Source organism: Mesorhizobium sp. WSM3873 (assembly GCF_001672445.1).
In the GTDB taxonomy this organism is placed as follows: domain Bacteria; phylum Pseudomonadota; class Alphaproteobacteria; order Rhizobiales; family Rhizobiaceae; genus Mesorhizobium.
On sequence record NZ_LYTM01000036.1, the window covers coordinates 1 to 20753 of the forward strand.

Sequence of the window (20753 nt, forward strand, 5' to 3'; positions counted from 1 at the left end):
CTTCTATAAGCGCCTTCGCGCCAACGGCAAAAAGCCAATGGTGGCCATCGCCGCAGTCATGCGAAAGATCATCGTCACCCTAAATGCCAGGCTCCGGGATGCCCTGATTCCTCAGAGTTGATGACGACCGCTGGATACGATCCCCTCCGCGATTGCCAACTTACCCCGCATCCAGCTTCGGCCCCAGGATCTCCACCAGCCAATCGACAAACACCCTGACCCGTGGCGACAACTGCCGGCTCGGCGGATAGAGCACCGAGATCGGCGTGGGCGTCGGCGGAAAATCGGGAAGCACTTCGACCAGCCGCCCTGCCTCGAGGTCGTCCGCATATCGGAGCCTTGGCGCCTGGAACAGCCCGAAAGCCAGCCGGACCAGCGCAGCACTCGTGTCCGAATTGGCGACCGTGACCCGCGACGGCAGGACGATCTCGCGAACCTTGCCGTCGACGGTGAATTCCAGCGGCATCACCTGCCTCGTGCGCGACGACACGAAGCCGATCATCATGTGCCCAGCCAAGTCGTCCGGCGTGCGCGGCACGCCGTGGCGTTCGAGATAGGCGGGGCTGGCGACGGTGATTTCGCGCGCGATGCCGAGACGCCGCACGATCATGTCGCTGTCGGGAAGCGTGCCGGCCCGGATGACGCAATCGACGCCTTCGCGCACGAGGTCGACGAGGCGGTCTCCTTCGCCGATATGCACGGTCAGGCCCGGATATCTGGCGAGCAGCGCCGGCAGCTCCGGCAGCAGGAAGGTGCGCGCCATGTGGCCGTTGACGTCGACGCTGAGGCGCCCGCGCGCCTCATGCGCGCCGAAGCCGCCCTCGGCATCCTCGATGTCGGCGAGGATGCCGATGCAACGCTGGTAATAGGCTTCACCGTCGAGCGTGGTGGTGACGTGGCGCGTGGTGCGGCGAAGCAACTGCACGCCCAACCGCTCCTCCAGCTGCTTGATCGCGGCGGTGGCGCTGGAGCGCGGCAGGCCGAGATCTGCGGCGGCCGCCGTGAAGCTGCGCCGTTCCACGACGCGGGTGAAGAGCCGCATGCTGTCGAACCTGTCCATCGCTGATTGTTCGCAAATCCTGAATAGAGTTGCCAATCCGAGCCAGATTATGTCGGTCCTTCGCGCGAGTATATGGATCTCCATCGCCAAAAGGAGATTTGCCATGACCACTCGCCCCATTGCCCTCATCACCGGCGGCAGCCGCGGCCTCGGCCGCAACACCGCGCTCAACCTCGCCCGCAAAGGCGTCGACGTCATCCTCACCTACCGTTCGCGCGCCGACGAGGCGAAGGCGGCGATCGCCGAGATCGAGGCCGCCGGTAGCCGCGCCGCGGCGCTCGAGCTCGACGCCGGCGCCGTTGCCACCTTCCCGGCTTTCGTCGCGGCGTTGAGAAAGACGCTCCAGGAAACCTGGCAGCGCGACCGCTTCGACCATCTCGTCAACAATGCCGGGACCGGCCTGCGCAAGCCGATCGCCGAGACGACGGAAGAGGAATTCGACACGCTGATGAACATCCATCTCAAAGGCGTGTTCTTCCTAACCCAGGCGCTGCTGCCGCTGATCAACGATGGCGGCCGCATCGTCAACGTGTCGAGCGGGCTGGCGCGCTTCTCGGTTCCAGGCTCGGCCGCCTATGCGATGATGAAGGGCGGCATCGAGGTGTTCACGCGCTACCTCGCCAAGGAGCTCAGCCAGCGCCGCATCACCGCCAACACCGTGGCGCCCGGCGCCATCGCCACCGACTTCAACGGCGGCCATGTGCGCGACGACGCCGAGATCAACCGCGTCGTGGCTGGCATGACGGCGCTCGGCCGCGCCGGCGTCGCCGACGATATCGGGCCGATGATCGCCTCGCTGCTGTCGGAGGACAATCGCTGGGTCAACGCCCAGCGCATCGAGGTCTCGGGCGGCATGAATATCTAAGCGTGTTGGCGGATCAACCCTTCGAAGCCGTCGGCAAGATTGGCATTGCCGGCGGCGATGAAGCTCGACAGATTGCGGGCGCGTCCAGGCGTTTTGTTGGCATCGAGCAGCACCGCCCTGCCCTCATGCATGACGAAATCGAACTTTCCGTAGTCGAAGCCGAGCTTGCGCCTTAGCGCGCGAAGCTCGTCCGGTACGGGAACCGCCTCGCGACGGATCGTGTCGTCGCCCTTGACCAGGCTCTGCGGCGAGACGTGGCGTGTGCAGCGCTCGCGCTCGCCGCAGAACAGCCAGAAACGGGCGGCAAAGCCATCCGGCTCAGGCTCGGGAACAAATTTTTCCACAATGAGGTCCTCGCGTCCGAACAGCTCGGCCGGAACGTCGGCGAGCGAGGCATGGATCTGGTATTGGTCGAAAGATGCGACGCCGGGGAAGGGCATCGGCTTGCCGGCGCGCCGCGCGCGCCGATTCAGTTGCTGTTCCGGCGTTCCCCGATGGTTGAGGCTGCTCTTGACGATAACCTGCCCCTTCCAGCCGTCGTCCTTGCCGACGACGGTTCCGCTGATGCGGCGCTTGGAAATGTCGGCGGCGCCGAGATTGAGGCAGAAGGGAAAGGCGCGGGCATACTCGACATAATCGGGCGACGTTACGGTCGCATCGACATGCAGCACCGCGATATCGGCGGCCGGCTTCGCCGACGTGCCGCTGAGGACCTGCACCGAATGGCCGCGGCGCTTCAGTTCCTCCAGCAGATCGAAGAGCATGTACGGGCTGTCCCGGCGCCATAGCAGCCCGCGCCGGCTTTGGAAGCGGTCGAACTCATGCGTGATGACGGCGATGCGTGCCATTGTTCCCCCCTTGGCCTATCAAGCGTCGTCCACTATTCGATCGGATACAACGCGCTACCGGGCTGGGGTTTGCATGACCGAGCATTGGAATGCAATTCGCAAACATTGGCAGTTGCTCGGCTCACCCCTGCGGCCGCCGGCGGAGGTTGTCGAAAGCTACGACCGCGAGCTCGACCTTGCCCGGTCGGATGTCGTGATGCTCGGCGTGACACCCGAGCTCACCGAGCTCGGCGCCACGATGACGGCGGTCGACGAGTCTTCGCACATGATTGCCGGCATCTGGCCGGGCGATACCCATACGCGCAAGGCGGTGCAGAGCGACTGGTTCGATCTGCCGTTCGCCGATGCAAGCGTCGAGGCGCTGATCGGCGACGGATGTCTCTCGGTCATCGGCGATGCCGGCCCCAGGCGCACGCTATTTGCGTCGATCGCACGCGCGCTCAAGTCCGACGGCCGCGCCGGCATCAGGCTTTACGCCTCTCCAGCAACGCCGGACGACCCGAAGGATGTCCGCGCTCTGGCACTAAGCGGCGGCGTCTCGACTTTCCATGAGCTCAAATGGCGCGTGGCCATGACCGCGATCGGCGACGCGCCGGATTACACGATCCCGGTCAAAGCCATCCTCGAACAGTTCGAAAGGGTGTTTCCCGACCGCGAGGAGCTTTCGGCCCGAACCGGATGGGAACTGCCGGTCATCGGAACCATAGACGTCTACCGGAACTCGTCCGCCGTCTACAGCTTCGCCCCCGCGGCAGCGCTCATCGAGGAAGGCCGGACCTTCTTCGAAGATCTCCGGCTAGCCTCTAGCGGCACATACGGTCTGGCCGAACGCTGCCCGCTGCTGGTGTTGCGCTCGCCGAAGCGCCTGGACTAAACGAGCTGGATTGCTCGCCCACGCTTCGCGCAGCCACCGCATTTCCGCCCAGGGCTCCGCCTGAGAAAAATTGCGCCATTGCCCCTCCCCGCGCGCCTTGACTCTCGGAAGCCACCAGCCTATCTCAGCGCCACGTTAGCACTCGCCTTAGGTGAGTGCTAACTTATATCCGGCGGCCTCGCCGGATGGAGGAACAGTTCTCACCGTTCTCATTCGAGGAAGACAACATGGCAAAGTCCAAGTTCCGCCCGCTTCATGACCGCGTGGTCGTTCGCCGGGTCGAATCCGAATCCAAGACCGCCGGCGGGATCATCATCCCGGATACGGCGAAGGAGAAGCCGCAGGAAGGCGAGATCATCGCCGTCGGCTCCGGCGCCCGCGACGAAAGCGGCAAGCTCGTGCCGCTAGACGTCAAGGCCGGCGACCGCATCCTGTTCGGCAAGTGGTCGGGCACCGAAGTCAAGCTCAATGGCGAAGACCTTCTGATCATGAAGGAATCCGACATCATGGGCATCATCGGCTGATCATCGGCCTCTCTCTATCAACTGAATTTTCGGGCTCTGTCCGAGCCCCTGTCAGGAGCTTACTATGGCTGCAAAAGACGTAAAATTCTCCCGCGATGCCCGTGAGCGCATGCTGCGCGGCGTCAACATCCTCGCCGACGCGGTGAAGGTCACCCTCGGCCCGAAGGGCCGCAACGTCGTCATCGACAAGTCGTTCGGCGCTCCGCGCATCACCAAGGACGGCGTCACCGTCGCCAAGGAGATCGAGCTCGAAGACAAGTTCGAGAACATGGGCGCGCAGATGGTTCGCGAGGTCGCCTCGAAGACCAACGACATCGCCGGCGACGGCACGACCACCGCGACCGTTCTCGCCCAGGCGATCGTCCAGGAAGGCAACAAGGCCGTTGCCGCCGGCATGAACCCGATGGACCTGAAGCGCGGCATCGACCTCGCCGTCACCGAAGTCGTCGCCGCTCTCGGCAAGGCCGCCAAGAAGATCAAGACTTCGGAAGAAGTCGCCCAGGTCGGCACGATCTCGGCCAATGGCGACGAGTCGGTCGGCAAGATGATCGCGGAAGCGATGCAGAAGGTCGGCAACGAAGGCGTCATCACCGTCGAGGAAGCCAAGACCGCCGAGACCGAGCTGGAAGTCGTCGAAGGCATGCAGTTCGACCGCGGCTATCTCTCGCCCTACTTCGTCACCAACGCCGACAAGATGGTCGCCGATCTGGAAGACGCCTACATCCTGCTGCACGAGAAGAAGCTCTCCAACCTGCAGGCCATGCTGCCGGTCCTGGAAGCCGTCGTTCAGACCTCGAAGCCGCTGCTCATCATCTCGGAAGACGTCGAAGGCGAGGCTCTGGCCACGCTGGTCGTCAACAAGCTGCGCGGCGGCCTGAAGATCGCCGCCGTCAAGGCTCCGGGCTTCGGCGACCGCCGCAAGGCCATGCTCGAAGACATCGCTATCCTGACCGGTGGCCAGGTCATCTCGGAAGACCTCGGCATCAAGCTCGAGAATGTCGGCCTCAACATGCTCGGCCGCGCCAAGAAGGTGTCGATCTCCAAGGAGAACACCACCATCGTCGACGGCGCCGGCAAGAAGGCCGAGATCCAGGGCCGCGTCGCCCAGATCAAGCAGCAGATCGAGGAGACCACCTCGGACTACGACAAGGAGAAGCTGCAGGAGCGTCTGGCCAAGCTCGCGGGCGGCGTCGCGGTGATCCGCGTCGGCGGCGCGACGGAAGTCGAGGTCAAGGAAAAGAAGGACCGCGTTGACGACGCTCTGAACGCGACCCGCGCGGCCGTTGAAGAAGGCATCGTCGCCGGCGGCGGCGTCGCGCTGCTGCGCGCTTCGGCCAACCTCAAGGCAACCGGCGTCAACTCCGACCAGGCTGCCGGCATCAACATCGTGCGCCGCGCGCTGCAGTCTCCGGCTCGCCAGATCGCGGCCAATGCTGGTGCGGAAGCCTCGATCGTTGCCGGCAAGATCCTCGAGAACAAGGGCGCGACCTTCGGCTTCAACGCCCAGACCGGCGAGTATGGCGACATGATCGCCATGGGCATCGTCGACCCGGTCAAGGTCGTCCGCACCGCTCTCCAGGACGCGGCCTCGGTCGCCGGCCTGCTGGTCACCACCGAAGCCATGATCGCCGAGGCTCCGAAGAAGGAAGCCGCCGGCGGTATGCCGGGCGGCATGCCTGGCGGCGGCATGGGCGGCATGGGCGGCATGGACTTCTAAGAAGTCCGGTCCCATAGCGAATATGGAAAGGGCGGCAGACATGTCGCCCTTTTTGTTTTGGCATGCGGGCAGCCGGTCCAAAGGCGGGCTTCTATACTGTTGCGATTGGCGAAGGCCTGCGCAACAGCCGATCTCCCCTTTTGAGGGGGAGATGCCCGGCAGGGCAGAGGGGGTCGCCGCGCGTAAGGCGCCGGCGACGCCTCCCGTGCAACGAAGGCGCTGGCGCTCCAACGCGCGGCGACCCCCTCTGTCGCCTTCGGCGACATCTCCCCCTCAAGGAGGGAGATCAGCAGCGCCAGCGCTCGGCCATCCCTGCGTCAACCCGATCCGCGTCGCGGACGGGCGATAGTCGAGGCGATGGGCTATATCACGGTTCGCTTACCGATCCGCCAGCGCCAGCTTGGCCCCCAGCATGACGAAGGCGCCGGCGAAGGTGCGGCGCATCCAGGTCAGCACCATCGGCCGCGACACGACATGGCTGCGCACCGAAGCCGCGAACACGCCGTAGACGACGAAGACAAGGAAGGTCATCAGCATGAAGACGCCGGACAGCTCCAGCATCTTGGCGAAAGCGTGCGGCTCGGTGGTGCTGACGAATTGCGGCAGGAAGGCGAAGAAGAAGATCGACAGTTTTGGGTTCAAGATGTTGATCAGGATGCCGGAGGTGATCACCTTTCGGGCAGAGCGTGGCGCGACGTTCTGATCGAGAGCAAGACCGCCCTTCTCCTTCAGCGTGTTCCAGGCCATGTAGAGCAGATAGGCGACGCCGAGATATTTCAGCGTCTCGAAGGCGACGGCGCTTGTGTGCAGCACCGCGGCAAGGCCGGTGATGGCCGCCGCCATGTGCGGGATGATGCCCAGCGTGCAGCCGAAAGCGGCGATGATCGCGGCGCGAGCGCCGCGCGAGAGGCCGGCGCTCAGCGTGTAGAGAACGCCGGTGCCGGGCGAAGCGACGATAATCAGCGACGTCAACAGGAATTCGATGCTCACAGTTTCCTCCACGGCCCTGCCCGGCGCGGAAGGTATCGGGAGGTCCGAGTGTGGGCAAGCGGGGGAGAGAGTAATCTCCCCCTTATGGTCACCTTGCGGTGAGATGTCGCCGAAGGCGACAGAGGGGGCTCGCCTCGTGTAGAGCGCGGCCTTTTCCCGACGCGATCACGTTGGCGATTTATGTGAGACGACCCCCTCTGACCGCTTCGCGGCCATCTCCCCCTCGAGGGGGGAGATAACGCTCTCCACCGCCAGCCCATGGGCGGCCCTTGCCATCAGGCAGTCGTCGCCGCCGGGCATGCAGGCGCGGCAGACATGCGGGCGGGCTTCGTAAATCGCGCAGGCCGTCTGCTTGCCCACCTCGCCGCGAAGCGCGGCGCAGCGGCCGTCCTCGCAGCGCATGCCTGACAGGTCGGTCGCGACCAGCTCGTCGGGGATGCGGTCGAGCTCGGCATCCTCTTCGGTCGAAAAGCGCGGCCAGTCCGCCGAATAGGCGCAGCAGGCGCCGCAGCTCTGACAGTCGAAGGCGGCTGATGCGTCAAGCAGGGTCGGGCAGGGTCGGTCGTGCGGCAAGGCTATCCTCATGCTGGCAAGTGCCTTTAGCACGGAGCCGGGAAATGCGTCGCATCCGGCCGAGCAAAAAATTTTGTTTTGCCGGGAACCCTTTTGCCGGCTGGCGGTTTTGTCCCTGTTGTCGGCAGTTCACGAGTATCGAGAAAAGCTGATAACAAAAGACGCCTCCCGCGCCCTGAAAAAGCGCGAGAGGCGTTTTCCATTCGCCTTACATGATCGTGCTCATCATCGGCAGGATTTCATAGCGGAAGCCGCGGCCGGAACGCGCCACCGGGTCGCCTTCGGTAACCGCCCTGGCGTCGGCTTCCGTGCCGACCTGCAGGATCAGAAGCCCCCACGGTCCGGCTGGATCGGCGACTGGGCCGGCAATCATCATTCTGCCTTCACGAAGCAGACCGCGCAGATAGTCGGCATGCGCATTCATCAGCGCGCGCTCCTCCTCAGTCAGGGTGAAGGCGAAATCCGGACGCGGCGGGATCAGCCGGCAATGGAAGACCGAAGCCGACCTGGCATCGGTCTCCTTGGCAAGGAATTCGTCCAACCAGCCCAGCACGCGCTCCCAACCGGAACCGTGATCGCGGCAGGAGTCCCGTCGCGATCCGAAGCCGTCATGGCGCAGCGTCAGCCGGGTGCCGTTCTCGACGGCTTCGAGCGTATAGGTGACGGTGGTGAGGTTATCGCCGTCCCAGGGCGCCTTCCAGGTCATCACCAGACGATGCGGCGGCTCGACCTCGAGATACTCGCCGGCGACATGGAAGTCCTGCCCGTCCGCACCCTTGCCTTCCGAGCGCCAGGCGCCGCCCGGCCGGACATCGGCCGTGTGCTTCGTCGTCCGGTACATGTTGTCGGCGCCCCACCAGAGCGGGATCTGGTCCTCAGCGGTGATGGCGCGGAAGACGCGCTCCGGCGGGACCGCGATCATCACCGTGGCAAGGATGGTTCCCGCGGAAATGTCGGCGATCGCGCGCGGCTTGTCTTGGATGGCCATCATTCATTCTCCAGGTAGGATTTGAGATTGCCGAGGCTGTGCTGCCAGAAGTCTCGGTAAGGCAGGATCCAGTCGGCGACATCCTTCAATTCCGCCGGCTCCAGCCGGTAGACTCGCTCGCGGCCCTGCCGCTGCTCGGAAACGACGTTGAGCTCGCGCAGTATCCTCAGATGCTTGGAAATGGCCGGCCGACTCTGCGAGAAGGCGGACGCCAGTTCGTTGACCGGCGCGGGGCCCTGCCGCAGCCGGTCGAGGATGGCGCGCCGCGTCGGATCGGCGATGGCGCGGAAGACGGAACGGTCGTGCTCAGCCTGCGGCATAATGCGTATCCATTTGGTTACATATTATGCCGAATTCGGTCGCCGGTCAATTATCCTCGACCGGTGTGCTTTGGCGCAACGGAACCGCGAGGCACTCCGGCCCGTTTCTCCTCGCGAATTGGATCTCCGGGAGATGCGGAGATGGTGAACATGGACCAAATAGTGGGCTTGGCGAAGCAGATCAAAGGTTCGATCCGGCAAGCCATAGGCAAGGCCACCGGCAACCGGCCGATGGAAATCAGGGGCATGGCGGACAAGTCGGCAGGCCAGGTGCAGAAGGCCTGTGGCGACATGAAAGCCATGCTCAAAAAGGCGATGTGACCAGCAGGCCCCGCGGTCAGATCTGAAACGCCCGGCACGGGCTGCCTGTCATGCCCAGGCTGCACGGAACTCAAGCATTGCCCGTTCGTTGTCATGCCGGATGCGGTTGGCGCATCCCGCTCCTATTCCAGGCCCAGGAGATGCGGATATGGTGAACAGGCATCAAGTTGCCGGCATCGCCAAGCAGGTAAAAGGCAGGCTGAAGCAGGCGGCCGGCAAGGCCACCGGCAGCCGGCGATTGCAGGTGGAGGGCATGTCCGAAAGAATCGCCGGCAGGGTGCGCCAAGCCTACGGCGACGTGAAGGACAAGGCTCGCAAGGCGCTCTGATCCGTTGCCCCTGGCCAGGGCAGTGGCCGCCCGCGCGCCGGCCTGTTCGTCGTTTGAGCCCCGACTGTCCAAGACCAGAGATCAGCTCGAGCATTGGCCTGAAGCAACTCGACCCCCGCGCTTTCTCCGTTCAGGTCGCCCAGCTTTTGGCGAAGGCGTTGGTGAAGACGACCTCGCCATGGTCGCCGGCCGCCTCACCCAAGACCACGTCCATGTGATCATCGGTCACCCGCGCCAGCGCGAAGCCGCCCATGAAGGCTGCCTTCGGCTTGACGAGGTCGAGCCCGTCGCGCCGGTAGATCATCGGCACTGCGTGCTGATGGCCGTGGAAAATGGCGATCACATTATAACCCTTCAGCGTGGCGAGAAGCGCCTGGCGGTCGGCGTCGCCCCACCAGTGCGGGCGGCCGGCGCCGTCCTCGCCATAGGTGCGCTTCACTGGATCCCAGCGCTCGACCGAGAAGGTGTCCCAGCCATAGTGCTGGAAGAGGATCACCGGGCGGCCGTCGCCGGCATAGGTCGCCAGATCCTGCTTCAGCCATGGCAGGCTGCCTATCGCGTCATGGCCGGTGTCGCCGGCGAAGCGATGCGTCTGGACGAGGTGCAGCCCGCCCCAGTCCCAGGAATAGCAGTCGGTATCGACATCGTAATTGGTCGCCGGCACCGGCGGCTTGAAGAAGACGCCGGGGCGATGGTTGACCTCGACATAATCGCGCATCTCGCGACGGTACCAGTCGACATGGCGCGTCGGTCCATTCTGGTCGAGATCGTGATTGCCGAGCCCGACATAGACCGGAACATGCACGCGATCAGGGCCGATCCCTTGCTGGTAACGCTGGCTGAACTGCAGAAGCTGTGTGCCTTCGCTCGGCTCAGTGATCTGGCCGCCGCCGTCATCGGTGATGTCGCCGCCGGTGACGAGGCCGACCGGCGTGCCGATGCGTGTGCCGGCCGAGCGCAGGCCGGTGGCGGCGCCGCTGATCTCGGCCGGCCACTCTTTGTCGCCGATTGCGTTGAGCGCCGCCACATTGCGCAGCAATGCCGCGTCGGTCTTGCCCTCCTGCTCGCAATGCGGGCTGAGCCCGGTCGCCATCCGGCAGGCATGGATATCAGCGATGAACAGGAAGGTGGCGTCAATCGGCTGGATACGCTGGCCGGTCTGGGCGAAGCTGGTGTCCGGCAGGGCGCAGGTCGCGGCAAGGCCGGCCGCCCGGGCCAAGAGATCGCGCCGGGACAAGGATGCTGAGGATCGGCGATTCATCATCGCGCCATTGGAACATTTTCACTGCCGGATCGTCCAGATTGGCGCCTCTTTTCAAGCATTGGTTGAATTCGTCAAGGGCACTTGGGTCGACAGCGCAGAGAGGGTCTGTCATTCCTTCCAGAACACATTTCCAGGGGAGAAGGCATGAAACCCGTGACGACCTGTGTGGCCCTCGCCATGCTTGCCCTCGCCGGCACCGCCGAGGCGGCCGACTGCGTGGACGCCAAATCCGCCAAGGCCGGCTTCGTGCTGGAGAAGCCCGGCATCCGGAGCGAGTTCCGGCCGGCGCCGGGCGGCATGGTCGCGGTCGCCAACAACTACCAGTCGCAATCGCCGCAGACGCAATATCTCTACGCCGGGCTGATCGAGATTTTCCGCGATAGCGACACGGGCCGGCTGTCAATGATCCCGCTCGGCGACCTCAAAAAGCTCTTCCCGCTGAAGGCCGGTGCCAAGAGCAAGACCGAGTTCGTGCGGCTTTCGGCGAAGAAGGCGCCGAAGGGCACCGAAACACTGGCTTTAAGCGTCAAGGGCAAGGACACCTACAAGCTGGGCGACTGCAAATACACGGTGCTGACGGTGAAAGAGACGCTGACCGGCGATTCCGGCACGGTGATCGACAGCTTCACCGCGCTCTATTCGCCCGACCTGCAAGCGGTGCTGGCGCGGCGCTACGACGAGGGGACGAGCGCGCAGAGCGAAGTGGGGTTCGAGACGATCAAGCCGCTGAGGGAGTGAAGGCTGCCTTTCAGTCAGGGACTTAAGATGATCCTCATACCGGCATCAGCGGATTGCCTGCTGCCGCACCACCCTGCGGCGTCGTCTGGCGGGCGAACCGTTCTGTGATGGCGGGGGCTCGACCCGCTCCAAACCCTCCAGGCACTGCCGCAACACACCGGCATCCTGCTCGGCCTTGGCCATCGACATGGCGCCGGAGTAAGCCGCCACCGTCAGCGCGGCAAAGCGGTCGGGATCGGTCCCACCTTCCAGGCCGGCCTCCTGATCGGCGCGCACCTTGTCGGAGATCGCCCGCCGCCAGCCGGCGAAGATATCGGCCAACGCAATACGGAAATCGGGATCGGCGAGCGACAGCTCATGCGCCAGATTGTTGAGCGGGCAGCCGCGCACATAGCCCTGCTGCTCGAGCGCGGCCGCTACCGCCTCAAACACGGCGCGCACGCCGTTGCGCGCCGAAGGCGCCGCCCGCACCGGCTCGATCCAGGTCTCCTCAACCGCGGCCGCCACCCGCTCCTCGATCACCGCCAGCGCCAGCGCCTTCTTGGTCGGGAAATGATGGTGCAGCGCGCCGCCGGTGACGCCGGCCGCCGCCATCAGGTCGCCGAGGCTCGAGGCGTGATAGCCGCGCGCCTGGAAGCAATCTTCCGCCACGTCGAGCACGCGCCGCCGCATGCCCTGCGGATCGTTAGTCCGCTTCTTGCGCATCGCCACCTCCACCTTTCCCCGTGGGAGAGAAGGGGAAGAACGTAGCATATTGACAAAACAGGACAAACGGTCTGTTTATAAACAGGATGAACACCCTGTTTTCGAGAGTCTAGCCATGAACAGACCTTCCCGCCTTGCGTCGCCGATCGTGGAGCTCAGGCAATACAAATTGAAACCCGGCCAGCGCGAAACGCTTATCGCGCTGTTCGACCGGGAGTTCATCGAGAGCCAGGAAGCCGCGGGCATGACCATCATCGGCCAGTTCCGCGACCTCGACCGTCCCGACATGTTCGTCTGGCTGCGCGGCTTCGCCGACATGGAGGCCAGGAGGAAAGCGCTCACCGCTTTCTATGACGGCCCGGTGTGGGCCGAGCATCGCAACGCCGCCAATCCGACGATGATCGATTCCGACGACGTGCTGTTGCTGAAGCCCGCATGGCCGGACGCCGGCTTCGACCTATCGAAGCGGGAGCGGTCGACCGTGAGCGAAGGGGAAAGCAAAAGTGCGCAGCCTCACTTAGACGGCATTGTTGAGATTTCGATTCATCATTTGCGCCCGGGCATGGAAGCCGGATCCGCCGAGCGTTTCCAGGCGGAAATGGTTCCGCAACTGACGGCGAGCGGCGCCCGGCTGCTCGGCGCCTTCGTCAGCGAGCATGCCGAAAACACCTTTTCGCGGCTGCCGGTGCGAGCCGGCGAAAATGTCTTCATCGTCGTCGTTGGTTTCGGCGACGCCCATGCGAACTATCGGAACGACCTTGGCGCTTCCCCGGCATGGCAGGCGGTTCGCCAAACCATGCAGGCTGCTTCGACGAAGCCGGCAGAGATGTTGCGCCTCACGCCTTCGCCCCGATCGCTGTTGCGGTAGTCACTCTGCTGGCAGCACGTCGGCTATTGCCTTGGCGACGAAGGCCGGGTCTTCCCAATGCGGGTTGTGGCCGCAGTCCTGCGCCCAGACGAGACTTGACCCGGCAAGCGCCTCGGCCAAAGCCTCCTGGTGCGCTTCGCCAAAAAGCGGATCGCGCCCGCCGGCAATGATCAACGTCCGGACCCGCACGGCCCTCGCCGCCGCGGTCAGATCCGTCCGGCGGATTTCTTCGAGAATGGCGCGCCAGCGCGCTGCCGGCATCGCCGAAGCGTCCGCCGCCAGGCCGGCAAGAAGGGCCCGCGGCACGCCGGACCCGCAGGCGTGCCACCAATCGTAGAACGGATCGGTCGGCGAGATCGGGTCGCGCAGTTCCGCCACGCCGGCAACCAACGGATGGTCCGGCGCGAAATCTGCCTTCAGCGCCCCGGCCAGGATGACCAGCCCGCCGACCAGTTCCGGATGCCGCGCGGCCACCTGCATGGCGACCATGCCACCCAGCGAATGGCCGAGAACGACCGGCCGGGCGAGCCGCAGGTTGCGGATCAGCCCGGCGACATCGTCGGCGAAATCGGCGATGCCAAAGCCCCTGCCCGCCTGTGAGGCGCCATGGCCGCGCAGGTCCGGCATGATCAGCCGCCGCGCGGAAAGATGCGGCGCCAGCAACGAGAAACTGCGGCTGGTGTCGGTGAAGCCGTGCACCAGGACGAGCGGCGGTTCCGAGCCGGCGACCTCGACATAGGCGAGGTCGAGGCCGCCGACATCGACGATTTGCTTGCGGCCGGACCAGGCGTCCTGCTCGCCCGCCTGTCCCGACAGATCCAATGCCGCGGGCCTCACAGTCCAAGCTTTTCCTTGACCGCGGCGAGGCCGGGCTTGCCGTCGAAGGTGGTGACGCCGGCGAGCCAGGCGTCGACACGATCCTTGTTGAGCGTGATCGACTTAAGCGCCGCTTCCTCCGGCTTCATGCCGTCATTGATGAGGTAGCCCATGCCGACATTTTCCAGATCGATGTCGAAGGCAAGGTTCTTCAGGAACTGCGCCACGTTCGGGCACTCCTGCAGGAATCCCTTGCGCACCTGGGTCGTCACCGTCGCGGCGCCGAAATTCGGGCCGAAGAACTTGTCGCCGCCGGTCAGATACTTGAAGTCGTACATCGTGTTCATCGGATGGGGCGCCCAGCCCTGGAAGACGATGAACTGCTTCTCCTTGATCTCGTAGCCGACCTCCGAGAGCATGCCGGCTTCGCTCGATTCGACCACCTGCCAGCCGTCGAGCTGGAACTGAGGATCGGCGATGGCATCCATCATCAGTTGGTTCGAGCCGGGCTCGATGCCGTACATCTTCTTCCCGAACTTGTCGGCGAATTTGTGCAGGTCGGAGAGATCCTTGACGCCGGCTTCCCAGACATAGGTCGGCACGGCGAAGGTGTATTTGGCGCCGACCAGATTGACCCGCACATTCTCGATCGAGCCGTCCTTCCTGTAAGGCTCGTAATAAGTGACCATCGCCGGATCCCAGTAGCCGAGGAACAGGTCGAGGTCTTTGTTCTTCATGCCTTCGTAGATGACGTTGATGCCAAGCACATCGCTCTGCGGCTCATAGCCGAGCGCCTGGAGCAGGACCTTGGCCACGCCCGTCGTGAAGGCGAGATCGTTCCAGCCGGGCTCGGCCATTCGCACCACCTTACATTCCTCCGCCTCGGCCGCCTGAACGGTTTGAGCGGCCACCATCAAGGCAGCGAGACAGACGCCATTCGCAAGCAAGCGCACCATTCCGGTTCTCCTCTGTTGACCCTTTGGTCATGTTATTGTCCCATCGGTCAATGATTGATCTGAGCGGGCGAAAATGTCAACATGGATTCGCAAATATGGATCTCTCCGGTGAAGCTCACACGTCTCAGCGACATACGCCGCAAGGAGTTGCGGCAAGCGGCCTTTGCGGTGCTCGAGCGCGAGGGCATTGCCGGCGCCACCTTGGAAAAGGTCGCGGCCCAGGCCGGCGCCTCGAAGGGCATCGTGCTGCACTATTTCCGCAACAAGCAGGAACTGTTCGAGCACGCGATGCGCGAAGCCAATGCCGTGCTGTGCAACGCGGTGGTGGCGCGGCTCAAGCGCGCGCGAACGCCGATGGAGCGGCTGGACGCGGTCATTGAGGGCAATTTCGAGGAGCACCTCTTCCTGCCGCCGCTCTGTCACGCCTGGCTGTCGCTCTGCGCCGAGGTGCCGCGCGACGAGAAGCTGGCGCGCATCCAGCGAGTGATCCACGCGCGCATGCGCTCGAACCTGTTGTCCGGCCTGCGCGGCCTAGCATCCCCGGAGTTGGCCGCGGAGATCGTACTCGGCGTCACCGCACTGATCGACGGGCTGTGGCTCAGGCTTGGCCTGCAGCCGGGCAGCGTCTCGCGCGCGCAGGCGGTCCGCCAGGTCAAGGACTATGTCGCGGGGCGGCTCGCGCTGCGCCAGCCCGCTGCCATCGGCCTGGCGGTCGGATAACAGAGTCTACTCCCCGACCTCATCCTCCAGACCGAGCGCCTCGACCTCCACCAGGATCTGCTCGCGGATCCAGCGATGCGGCGCCTCGTCGTCATGGCGGGCGTGCCAGTACATCCTGACCGCCGGCGAGGGAATCGAGATCGGCGCCCGGTAGATGACGAGCGGCAAGGATTTCGCCGCCACCGCCGCGAACTGCATTGGAACGGCCGCCAGATAGGGTCCGCTCGCCACGGCCAGCGCGACCGCCTGGAAATGCGGCAAGGCAAGCGTGACCCGGCGCGTCCGGCCCATCTTGCCCAGCGCGTCATCGGTGAAGCCCGACATCGAGCCGTCGATGGAGCGCAGCGCGTGCGGCAGCTCGCAGAAGAGATCGAGCGGCACCTGCTCGCCTTCGGCGATGCCGGCCCGATCGAGCGCTGCATTGCCCTTCGCCGCGATGACGGCGAAGGGCGAGCCGAACAGCGGTACGCTGGAAACCCATTCGGCGACTTCCAGGGGACGCTCCAGCGCCACGTCGATTTGGTCCTCCTGCAACAGTTTCGAGACGTCGCCGATGGCGCTGTCGAGGAAGCGGAACGACACTGATGGCGCCACCGCCGCGATACGCGCGGCAAAGGGCGGCATCAGGAGCATGGAAAAGAAATCCGCGCCCATGAAGGTGAAGGTCCGCTCCAGCCTGGCCGGATCGAAGTCCTTCGCCGGCTGGAAAGCACGCTCGATCTCGCGCAGCGCGGCACGCACAGGCCCGGCCAGGCTTTCGGCGCGTGGCGTCGGCACCATGTCGTTGCCGCGCCGCACGAAGAGCTGGTCGTTGAGCGTATGCCGCAGGCGGTTGAGCGCGGCACTCACCGCAGGCTGGCTGAGGCCGATCTGCTCGCCGGCGCGCGTCACGCTTTTCTCGCGCAAAAGCGCGTCGAGCACCCTCACCAGGTTGAGATCGAGCGCGTTCAAATTCATCGCATCAATTCAGTCCATATGATCATTCGATTTCCATCGCCCACGCGTCGCTGGTTAGTTCGCCGTCGACGCCGCTTCGCCGGCCCAACACAAAGCAGAGACACCATGACAATGATCAACCGGACCATCGCAGGCAAGGAACTCCTTTGGTTCAACAACACGCTCGTCGCCATCCCGGTCTCTTCGGCCGACGGAGAGGACGGCATCTGCGTCATCGAGCATCGCCTGCCCTATGGCGATTCCCCGCCGCTGCATATGCACCGCAACGAAGACGAGGTATTTCACATCCTCGAAGGACAAATGCGTTTCCAGATCAACGGCCATGAGCGGGTCGTGGGCGCGGGCGAAACCGTCATCGCGCCGAAGGGCCTGCCGCATACATACAGGGTCGAATCTCCGCAAGGCGCGCATACGCTCACCGTCACGCGCGGCTCGGATTTCGAGACGATGGTGCGCCTGGCGAGCCGCCCCGCCGAACGGCCGGACCTGCCGCAGCCGGGGGGGCCGACGCCCGAGATGATGGCGACGCTGACGAGACTCTGCGCCGAGAACGGCATCGACATCGTTGGACCGCCGATGGAGGGCTGATCTGGCCCACAAGGGGGGAGATCGGCAGCCCCCCTTCAACCGATTCGCATCTTCCTCGCCCGCAATCTCCGCTTGAAGGGTTTTGTGCAACGCGATACGCCGTTGCGCAAATCGACAGACCGGAGATTTCCCGTGAGCGCTGAGAAGACCAGAACCGAAACCGATACATTCGGTCCCATCGAGGTCGCGGCCGACCGCTACTGGGGCGCGCAGGCGCAGCGTTCGCTCGGCAATTTCAAGATCGGTTGGGAAAAGCAGCCGGCCTCGATCGTGCGCGCACTGGGCATCGTCAAGCGCGCCGCGGCCGAAGTGAACATGGAGATGAAACGGCTGGATCCAGCCATCGGCAAGGCAATCGTGGACGCCGCGCAGGAAGTGATCGACGGCAAGCTCGACGACCATTTCCCGCTCGTGGTCTGGCAGACCGGCTCGGGCACGCAGTCCAACATGAATGCCAACGAAGTGATCTCCAACCGGGCCATCGAGATGCTCGGCGGCGTGATGGGCTCCAAGAAGCCCGTGCACCCGAATGACCACGTCAACATGAGCCAGTCGTCGAACGACACCTATCCGACGGCCATGCATATCGCCTGCGCCGAGCGGGTCTCGCACCACCTGATGCCAGCGCTCCACCATTTGCACAAGGCGCTCGACGCCAAGGCCCGCGCCTTCAACCACATCATCAAGATCGGCCGCACCCACACGCAGGACGCCACACCCCTTACGCTCGGCCAGGAATTCTCCGGCTACGCCGCGCAGGTCGCGTCGTCGATCAAGCGCATCGAGCAGACGCTGCCCGGCCTGCAGGAACTGGCGCAGGGCGGCACCGCGGTCGGCACCGGGCTCAACGCGCCGGTTGGCTTTGCGGAAAAGGTGGCGGACCGGATCGCTGCCATCACCGGCATCGCCTTCGTGACGGCGCCGAACAAGTTCGAGGCGCTCGCAGCACACGATTCCATGGTGTTCTCGCACGGCGCGATCAACGCGGCGGCCGCCGCGCTCTTCAAGATCGCCAACGACATCCGCCTGCTCGGTTCAGGCCCGCGCTCGGGCCTCGGCGAGCTGTCGCTGCCGGAGAACGAGCCGGGCTCGTCGATCATGCCGGGCAAGGTCAACCCGACGCAGTGCGAGGCGCTGACGCAGGTCTGCGTGCAGGTGTTCGGCAACAATGCCGCGCTAACCTTCGCCGGCAGCCAGGGCCATTTCGAGCTCAACGTCTACAACCCGCTGATGGCCTATAATTTCCTGCAGTCGGTGCAGCTGCTTGCCGACGCTTCCTTCTCCTTCACCGACAATTGCGTCGTCGGCATCGAGGCGCGGGAAGACAACATCAAGGCGGCGCTGGAGCGCTCGCTGATGCTGGTGACGGCGCTCGCCCCCACCATCGGCTACGACAACGCCGCCAAGATTGCCAAGACCGCGCACAAGAACGGCACCACGCTGCGTGAGGAAGCTCTTGCCACCGGGCTGGTCAGCGAGGCCGACTACGACCGGCTGGTGCGGCCCGAGGACATGACGCATCCGGGCTAATTCTCGCGGCGCGGACTGACCCAAGAGGTCGCCATTCCAGGGCGAAGACGACCCGATCGGGCGTTTCGGCTAGCCTCCGAGGTCTGCGACTGCAGCCCCCACCGATGGCTTGGCTATTTTGCGCGGGCACAATTTACTCGTTAATCCCAGTCCGCCGACACGATTTTCGCGCGCGTCCGCCGGTCACCGAAACATACTGCCTGTGAACAATGTGTCGCCGCATCGGCGGCTTTGGTGAACAGTCTTCGTCGTCTATCTGACTGGGCATTCAACACGATTCGGAGACTCGCCAATGTCCATCAACACTTCCGCCGCCGGTACCAGCATCGCGTCCAACAGTGCCACCACCATCCTGCTCGGCCGTATCCTGCTCGCCGTCATCTTCCTGCTTTCCGGCTTCGGCAAGCTTACCGCCATTTCCGGCACCGCCGGCTATTTCGGCGCCCTCGGCCTGCCGCTTCCGACCGTGACGGCCGTCGTGGTCGGCCTCATCGAGCTGCTCGGCGGCCTTGCCATTCTTGTCGGGTTCCAGACGCGGATCGCCGCCTGGTTGCTCGCCATCTTCACGATCGCTACCGGCCTGGTTGCTCACACCGGCTGGGCCGACCAGATGCAGATGATCCAGTTTCTCAAGAACCTCGCCATCACCGGCGGCTTTATCCTGCTCGCCTCCTCCGGCGCCGGCGCCTATTCGATCGACGCCAAGCGCGGCTGATCTCCTTCCCCTCCCAAGCTGAAACTTTGGCGGCGCGGAATTTTCCGCGCCGCTTTTTCGTTTTCTCGAGTGCAGGCGTACACTGCACCGAGAGCCGGTGCATTCCCGGGTACCGGCAAGGGAGGTGGGCCATGAACCGCAACGCGTTGCTTCTCGCCTCGCGGCTCCTGCTTGCCGCGCTGTTCGTGCCCTCGGGCTTCCAGGTGCTGACCAATATATCCGGCACGATCAATTATTTCACCGGCCTCGGCCTGCCGCTACCGACCCTGGCGGCCTGGGGCACCGGCCTGTTCGAGCTGATCGCCGGACTTTTGATTCTTGTCGGTTTTCAGACGCGGATCGCGGCGCTGCTGCTTGCCGCCTTCACTATCGTCGCCGGCTTCATCGGCCATTTCGGCCAGGGCGGCGAGGATGCGACCCTCGCCTTCATGCACCAGCAGATGCTGATGAAGGACATTGCCATTGCCGGGGGCTTCCTGGCGCTCGCCATGGCCGGCGCCGGCGCATGGTCGGCCGACGGCCGCCCTTTTGGCGTCGGTGCCGAGATCACCTGATCCGTCACTTGACGGAAATGCTCGGCCCGCCCTCGACCGCCAGCACCAGCCGGCGGTTGGTGATGCGCGCCAGCTGCGCCAGTCGCCCGGCAGGTCGTTCGCCATAGAGGTCGGCAAGCGACGCCGGCAGCACCAGCGCAAGCGCACCGTTGCCGCGGCTTTCCCATTTCAGCCGCGGCATGACCCCGGGCATCGCCGCCGTCAGCAGGTAGACGACGCGCATCATCGCCGCCAGCGCACGGGCGCGCTCGAGCATGCGCGGCGGCGCCAGGGTCTTGATCTCGGGCGCGATCGCATCATTGAAGATGCCGTCATGGCGATAGGCGTTGGTCAGGGCCAGATAGGCGCGGCCAGGATGGTCGACGCCGATGAAGGACGCATGCGCGATGATGTTGAGCGACTGCCGGCCGCGATATTCGGGATGCGCGCGCCAGCCGATATCGGCAAGCAGGCAGGCGGCGTGGCGGTAGCGCGCCTCATCCACCGTCTCGTCGATACCGAAGGCCTTGAAAGCCTTGTCTGTCCATTCGACGAGGTCATGCGCGTGATAGACCGAGCGCGAGCGCAGCAGCGCCAGTTCCTCCGCCGCGGAGATCAGCGGATCGGCCTTCTGCTCGGCGGCGTCGAGCAGCGAATAGAGGAAGCCTTCGCGCACGCCCTGCGCCGAGACGACGATCTTCGAGGGCTGCATTGCCGCCATGATTTCCTGCAGCACGACCGCACCGTAAGGCAGCAGCGAGCGGCGGTTCTTGGAGACGCCTTCGATGCCCTTGACCTTTTCGACCTCGCCCTTGGCCACCTGCCTTAGGAAGTTCAGGGCGCTGTCGGCGGCGATCTCGTAATGATGCATGACGCCGAGCGGGTAGTTGGTCATCTCCATATGGAGCCGGGCGAGGTTTCGCCAGGTTCCGCCGACGGCGTAGAACACCCTGCC

24 protein-coding genes and 2 pseudogenes are annotated in these 20753 nt (G+C 64.6%); 14 read left to right on the plus strand and 12 right to left on the minus strand.

Annotated elements, in window-relative coordinates:
• Window positions 1-121: pseudogene (locus A9K71_RS32705) on the plus strand (IS110 family transposase); the annotation flags it as partial.
• Between the two features lie 39 nt (window positions 122-160).
• On the opposite strand, the gene A9K71_RS22320 reads toward A9K71_RS32705, so the two are convergent.
• Window positions 161-1060, minus strand: coding sequence for a LysR family transcriptional regulator (locus A9K71_RS22320; RefSeq protein ID WP_067001098.1), 900 nt, complete (start codon window positions 1058-1060; stop codon window positions 161-163).
• A gap of 103 nt (window positions 1061-1163) precedes the next feature.
• Between A9K71_RS22320 and A9K71_RS22325 the strand changes: the two genes are divergently transcribed.
• Entirely contained in the window at window positions 1164-1925 is a 762-nt protein-coding gene (locus A9K71_RS22325) for an SDR family oxidoreductase (protein WP_067001101.1), read from the plus strand.
• Here A9K71_RS22325 and A9K71_RS22330 read toward each other — a convergent pair.
• The gene (locus A9K71_RS22330) at window positions 1922-2773 is read right to left on the minus strand and encodes a hypothetical protein (RefSeq protein ID WP_067001104.1); all 852 of its coding nucleotides are present in this window, start codon (window positions 2771-2773) and stop codon (window positions 1922-1924) included. The two genes, A9K71_RS22325 and A9K71_RS22330, sit on opposite strands and share 4 nt — an antisense overlap.
• Window positions 2774-2846: 73 nt before the next feature.
• Between A9K71_RS22330 and A9K71_RS22335 the strand changes: the two genes are divergently transcribed.
• The 3 genes from A9K71_RS22335 to groL all read left to right on the plus strand — a co-directional run bounded on the left by A9K71_RS22335 (window position 2847) and on the right by groL (window position 5888).
• Window positions 2847-3647 carry a methyltransferase domain-containing protein gene (locus tag A9K71_RS22335; RefSeq protein WP_067001107.1) on the plus strand — a complete coding sequence of 267 codons (801 nt, stop codon included), beginning with the start codon at window positions 2847-2849 and terminating at the stop codon, window positions 3645-3647.
• A gap of 227 nt (window positions 3648-3874) precedes the next feature.
• Window positions 3875-4171 (plus strand): co-chaperone GroES, encoded by a 297-nt coding sequence (gene groES / locus A9K71_RS22340; protein WP_010915433.1) that lies wholly within the window; start codon window positions 3875-3877, stop codon window positions 4169-4171.
• A gap of 64 nt (window positions 4172-4235) precedes the next feature.
• On the plus strand, window positions 4236-5888 hold the full coding sequence (groL, locus tag A9K71_RS22345) for a chaperonin GroEL (RefSeq protein ID WP_067001110.1): 1653 nt from the start codon (window positions 4236-4238) through the stop codon (window positions 5886-5888).
• Window positions 5889-6266: 378 nt separating this feature from the next.
• Here groL and A9K71_RS22350 read toward each other — a convergent pair whose 3' ends face one another.
• The 4 genes from A9K71_RS22350 to A9K71_RS22365 all read right to left on the minus strand — a co-directional run bounded on the left by A9K71_RS22350 (window position 6267) and on the right by A9K71_RS22365 (window position 8759).
• Complete coding sequence (locus A9K71_RS22350) at window positions 6267-6878, minus strand: LysE family translocator (RefSeq protein ID WP_067001143.1); 612 nt, start codon at window positions 6876-6878, stop codon at window positions 6267-6269.
• A 165-nt stretch (window positions 6879-7043) separates the two neighbouring features.
• Window positions 7044-7463 carry a YkgJ family cysteine cluster protein gene (locus A9K71_RS22355; protein WP_082980649.1) on the minus strand — a complete coding sequence of 140 codons (420 nt, stop codon included), beginning with the start codon at window positions 7461-7463 and terminating at the stop codon, window positions 7044-7046.
• Window positions 7464-7659: 196 nt separating this feature from the next.
• Entirely contained in the window at window positions 7660-8442 is a 783-nt protein-coding gene (locus A9K71_RS30770; protein ID WP_245299729.1) for an SRPBCC domain-containing protein, read from the minus strand.
• Window positions 8439-8759 (minus strand): metalloregulator ArsR/SmtB family transcription factor, encoded by a 321-nt coding sequence (locus tag A9K71_RS22365; protein WP_067001113.1) that lies wholly within the window; start codon window positions 8757-8759, stop codon window positions 8439-8441. Before A9K71_RS22365 ends, A9K71_RS30770 begins: the two co-directional genes overlap by 4 nt.
• A 141-nt stretch (window positions 8760-8900) precedes the next feature.
• Between A9K71_RS22365 and A9K71_RS22370 the strand changes: the two genes are divergently transcribed.
• Together A9K71_RS22370 and A9K71_RS22375 are read left to right on the plus strand one after the other, a co-directional pair.
• On the plus strand, window positions 8901-9080 hold the full coding sequence (locus tag A9K71_RS22370) for a CsbD family protein (RefSeq protein ID WP_082953881.1): 180 nt from the start codon (window positions 8901-8903) through the stop codon (window positions 9078-9080).
• 148 nt (window positions 9081-9228) lie between these two features.
• Window positions 9229-9408: a CsbD family protein gene (locus tag A9K71_RS22375; protein WP_082980650.1), complete on the plus strand. Its 180-nt coding sequence runs from the start codon at window positions 9229-9231 to the stop codon at window positions 9406-9408.
• 130 nt (window positions 9409-9538) lie between these two features.
• Here the strand turns inward: A9K71_RS22375 and A9K71_RS22380 are convergent, their stop codons facing one another.
• Window positions 9539-10672 (minus strand): metallophosphoesterase, encoded by a 1134-nt coding sequence (locus tag A9K71_RS22380; protein ID WP_067001116.1) that lies wholly within the window; start codon window positions 10670-10672, stop codon window positions 9539-9541.
• Window positions 10673-10816: 144 nt separating this feature from the next.
• Between A9K71_RS22380 and A9K71_RS22385 the strand changes: the two genes are divergently transcribed.
• Window positions 10817-11410, plus strand: a complete 594-nt coding sequence (locus tag A9K71_RS22385; RefSeq protein WP_067001119.1) for a hypothetical protein — start codon at window positions 10817-10819, stop codon at window positions 11408-11410.
• A gap of 45 nt (window positions 11411-11455) precedes the next feature.
• Here A9K71_RS22385 and A9K71_RS22390 read toward each other — a convergent pair whose 3' ends face one another.
• Window positions 11456-12115, minus strand: coding sequence for a TetR/AcrR family transcriptional regulator (locus tag A9K71_RS22390; protein WP_082980652.1), 660 nt, complete (start codon window positions 12113-12115; stop codon window positions 11456-11458).
• On the opposite strand from A9K71_RS22390, the gene A9K71_RS22395 reads away from it, so the two are divergent.
• On the plus strand, window positions 12108-12983 hold the full coding sequence (locus tag A9K71_RS22395) for an NIPSNAP family protein (protein ID WP_348627012.1): 876 nt from the start codon (window positions 12108-12110) through the stop codon (window positions 12981-12983). The two genes, A9K71_RS22390 and A9K71_RS22395, sit on opposite strands and share 8 nt — an antisense overlap.
• On the opposite strand, the gene A9K71_RS22400 is transcribed toward A9K71_RS22395, so the two are convergent.
• On the minus strand, window positions 12984-13820 hold the full coding sequence (locus tag A9K71_RS22400) for an alpha/beta hydrolase (RefSeq protein WP_067001124.1): 837 nt from the start codon (window positions 13818-13820) through the stop codon (window positions 12984-12986). It lies immediately after the preceding gene.
• Complete coding sequence (gene choX / locus A9K71_RS22405; protein ID WP_067001126.1) at window positions 13817-14755, minus strand: choline ABC transporter substrate-binding protein; 939 nt, start codon at window positions 14753-14755, stop codon at window positions 13817-13819. The genes A9K71_RS22400 and choX overlap by 4 nt, the downstream gene beginning before the upstream one ends.
• Before the next feature lie 108 nt (window positions 14756-14863).
• Between choX and betI the strand changes: the two genes are divergently transcribed.
• Window positions 14864-15475: a transcriptional regulator BetI gene (gene betI / locus A9K71_RS22410; protein ID WP_067001160.1), complete on the plus strand. Its 612-nt coding sequence runs from the start codon at window positions 14864-14866 to the stop codon at window positions 15473-15475.
• 6 nt (window positions 15476-15481) lie between these two features.
• Here the strand turns inward: betI and A9K71_RS22415 are convergent, their stop codons facing one another.
• Complete coding sequence (locus tag A9K71_RS22415) at window positions 15482-16432, minus strand: LysR family transcriptional regulator (protein WP_067001128.1); 951 nt, start codon at window positions 16430-16432, stop codon at window positions 15482-15484.
• Window positions 16433-16537: 105 nt separating this feature from the next.
• Between A9K71_RS22415 and A9K71_RS22420 the strand changes: the two genes are divergently transcribed.
• The 4 genes from A9K71_RS22420 to A9K71_RS22435 all read left to right on the plus strand — a co-directional run bounded on the left by A9K71_RS22420 (window position 16538) and on the right by A9K71_RS22435 (window position 19819).
• Window positions 16538-17020, plus strand: a complete 483-nt coding sequence (locus A9K71_RS22420) for a cupin domain-containing protein (protein ID WP_067001131.1) — start codon at window positions 16538-16540, stop codon at window positions 17018-17020.
• A 132-nt stretch (window positions 17021-17152) separates the two neighbouring features.
• Entirely contained in the window at window positions 17153-18550 is a 1398-nt protein-coding gene (fumC, locus tag A9K71_RS22425) for a class II fumarate hydratase (RefSeq protein WP_067001134.1), read from the plus strand.
• Between the two features lie 292 nt (window positions 18551-18842).
• Entirely contained in the window at window positions 18843-19265 is a 423-nt protein-coding gene (locus A9K71_RS22430) for a DoxX family protein (protein WP_067001137.1), read from the plus strand.
• Window positions 19266-19396: 131 nt separating this feature from the next.
• Entirely contained in the window at window positions 19397-19819 is a 423-nt protein-coding gene (locus A9K71_RS22435; protein ID WP_067001141.1) for a DoxX family protein, read from the plus strand.
• 4 nt (window positions 19820-19823) lie between these two features.
• Here the strand turns inward: A9K71_RS22435 and A9K71_RS22440 are convergent.
• Window positions 19824-20753 (minus strand): annotated as a pseudogene (locus tag A9K71_RS22440) (exopolyphosphatase); the annotation flags it as partial.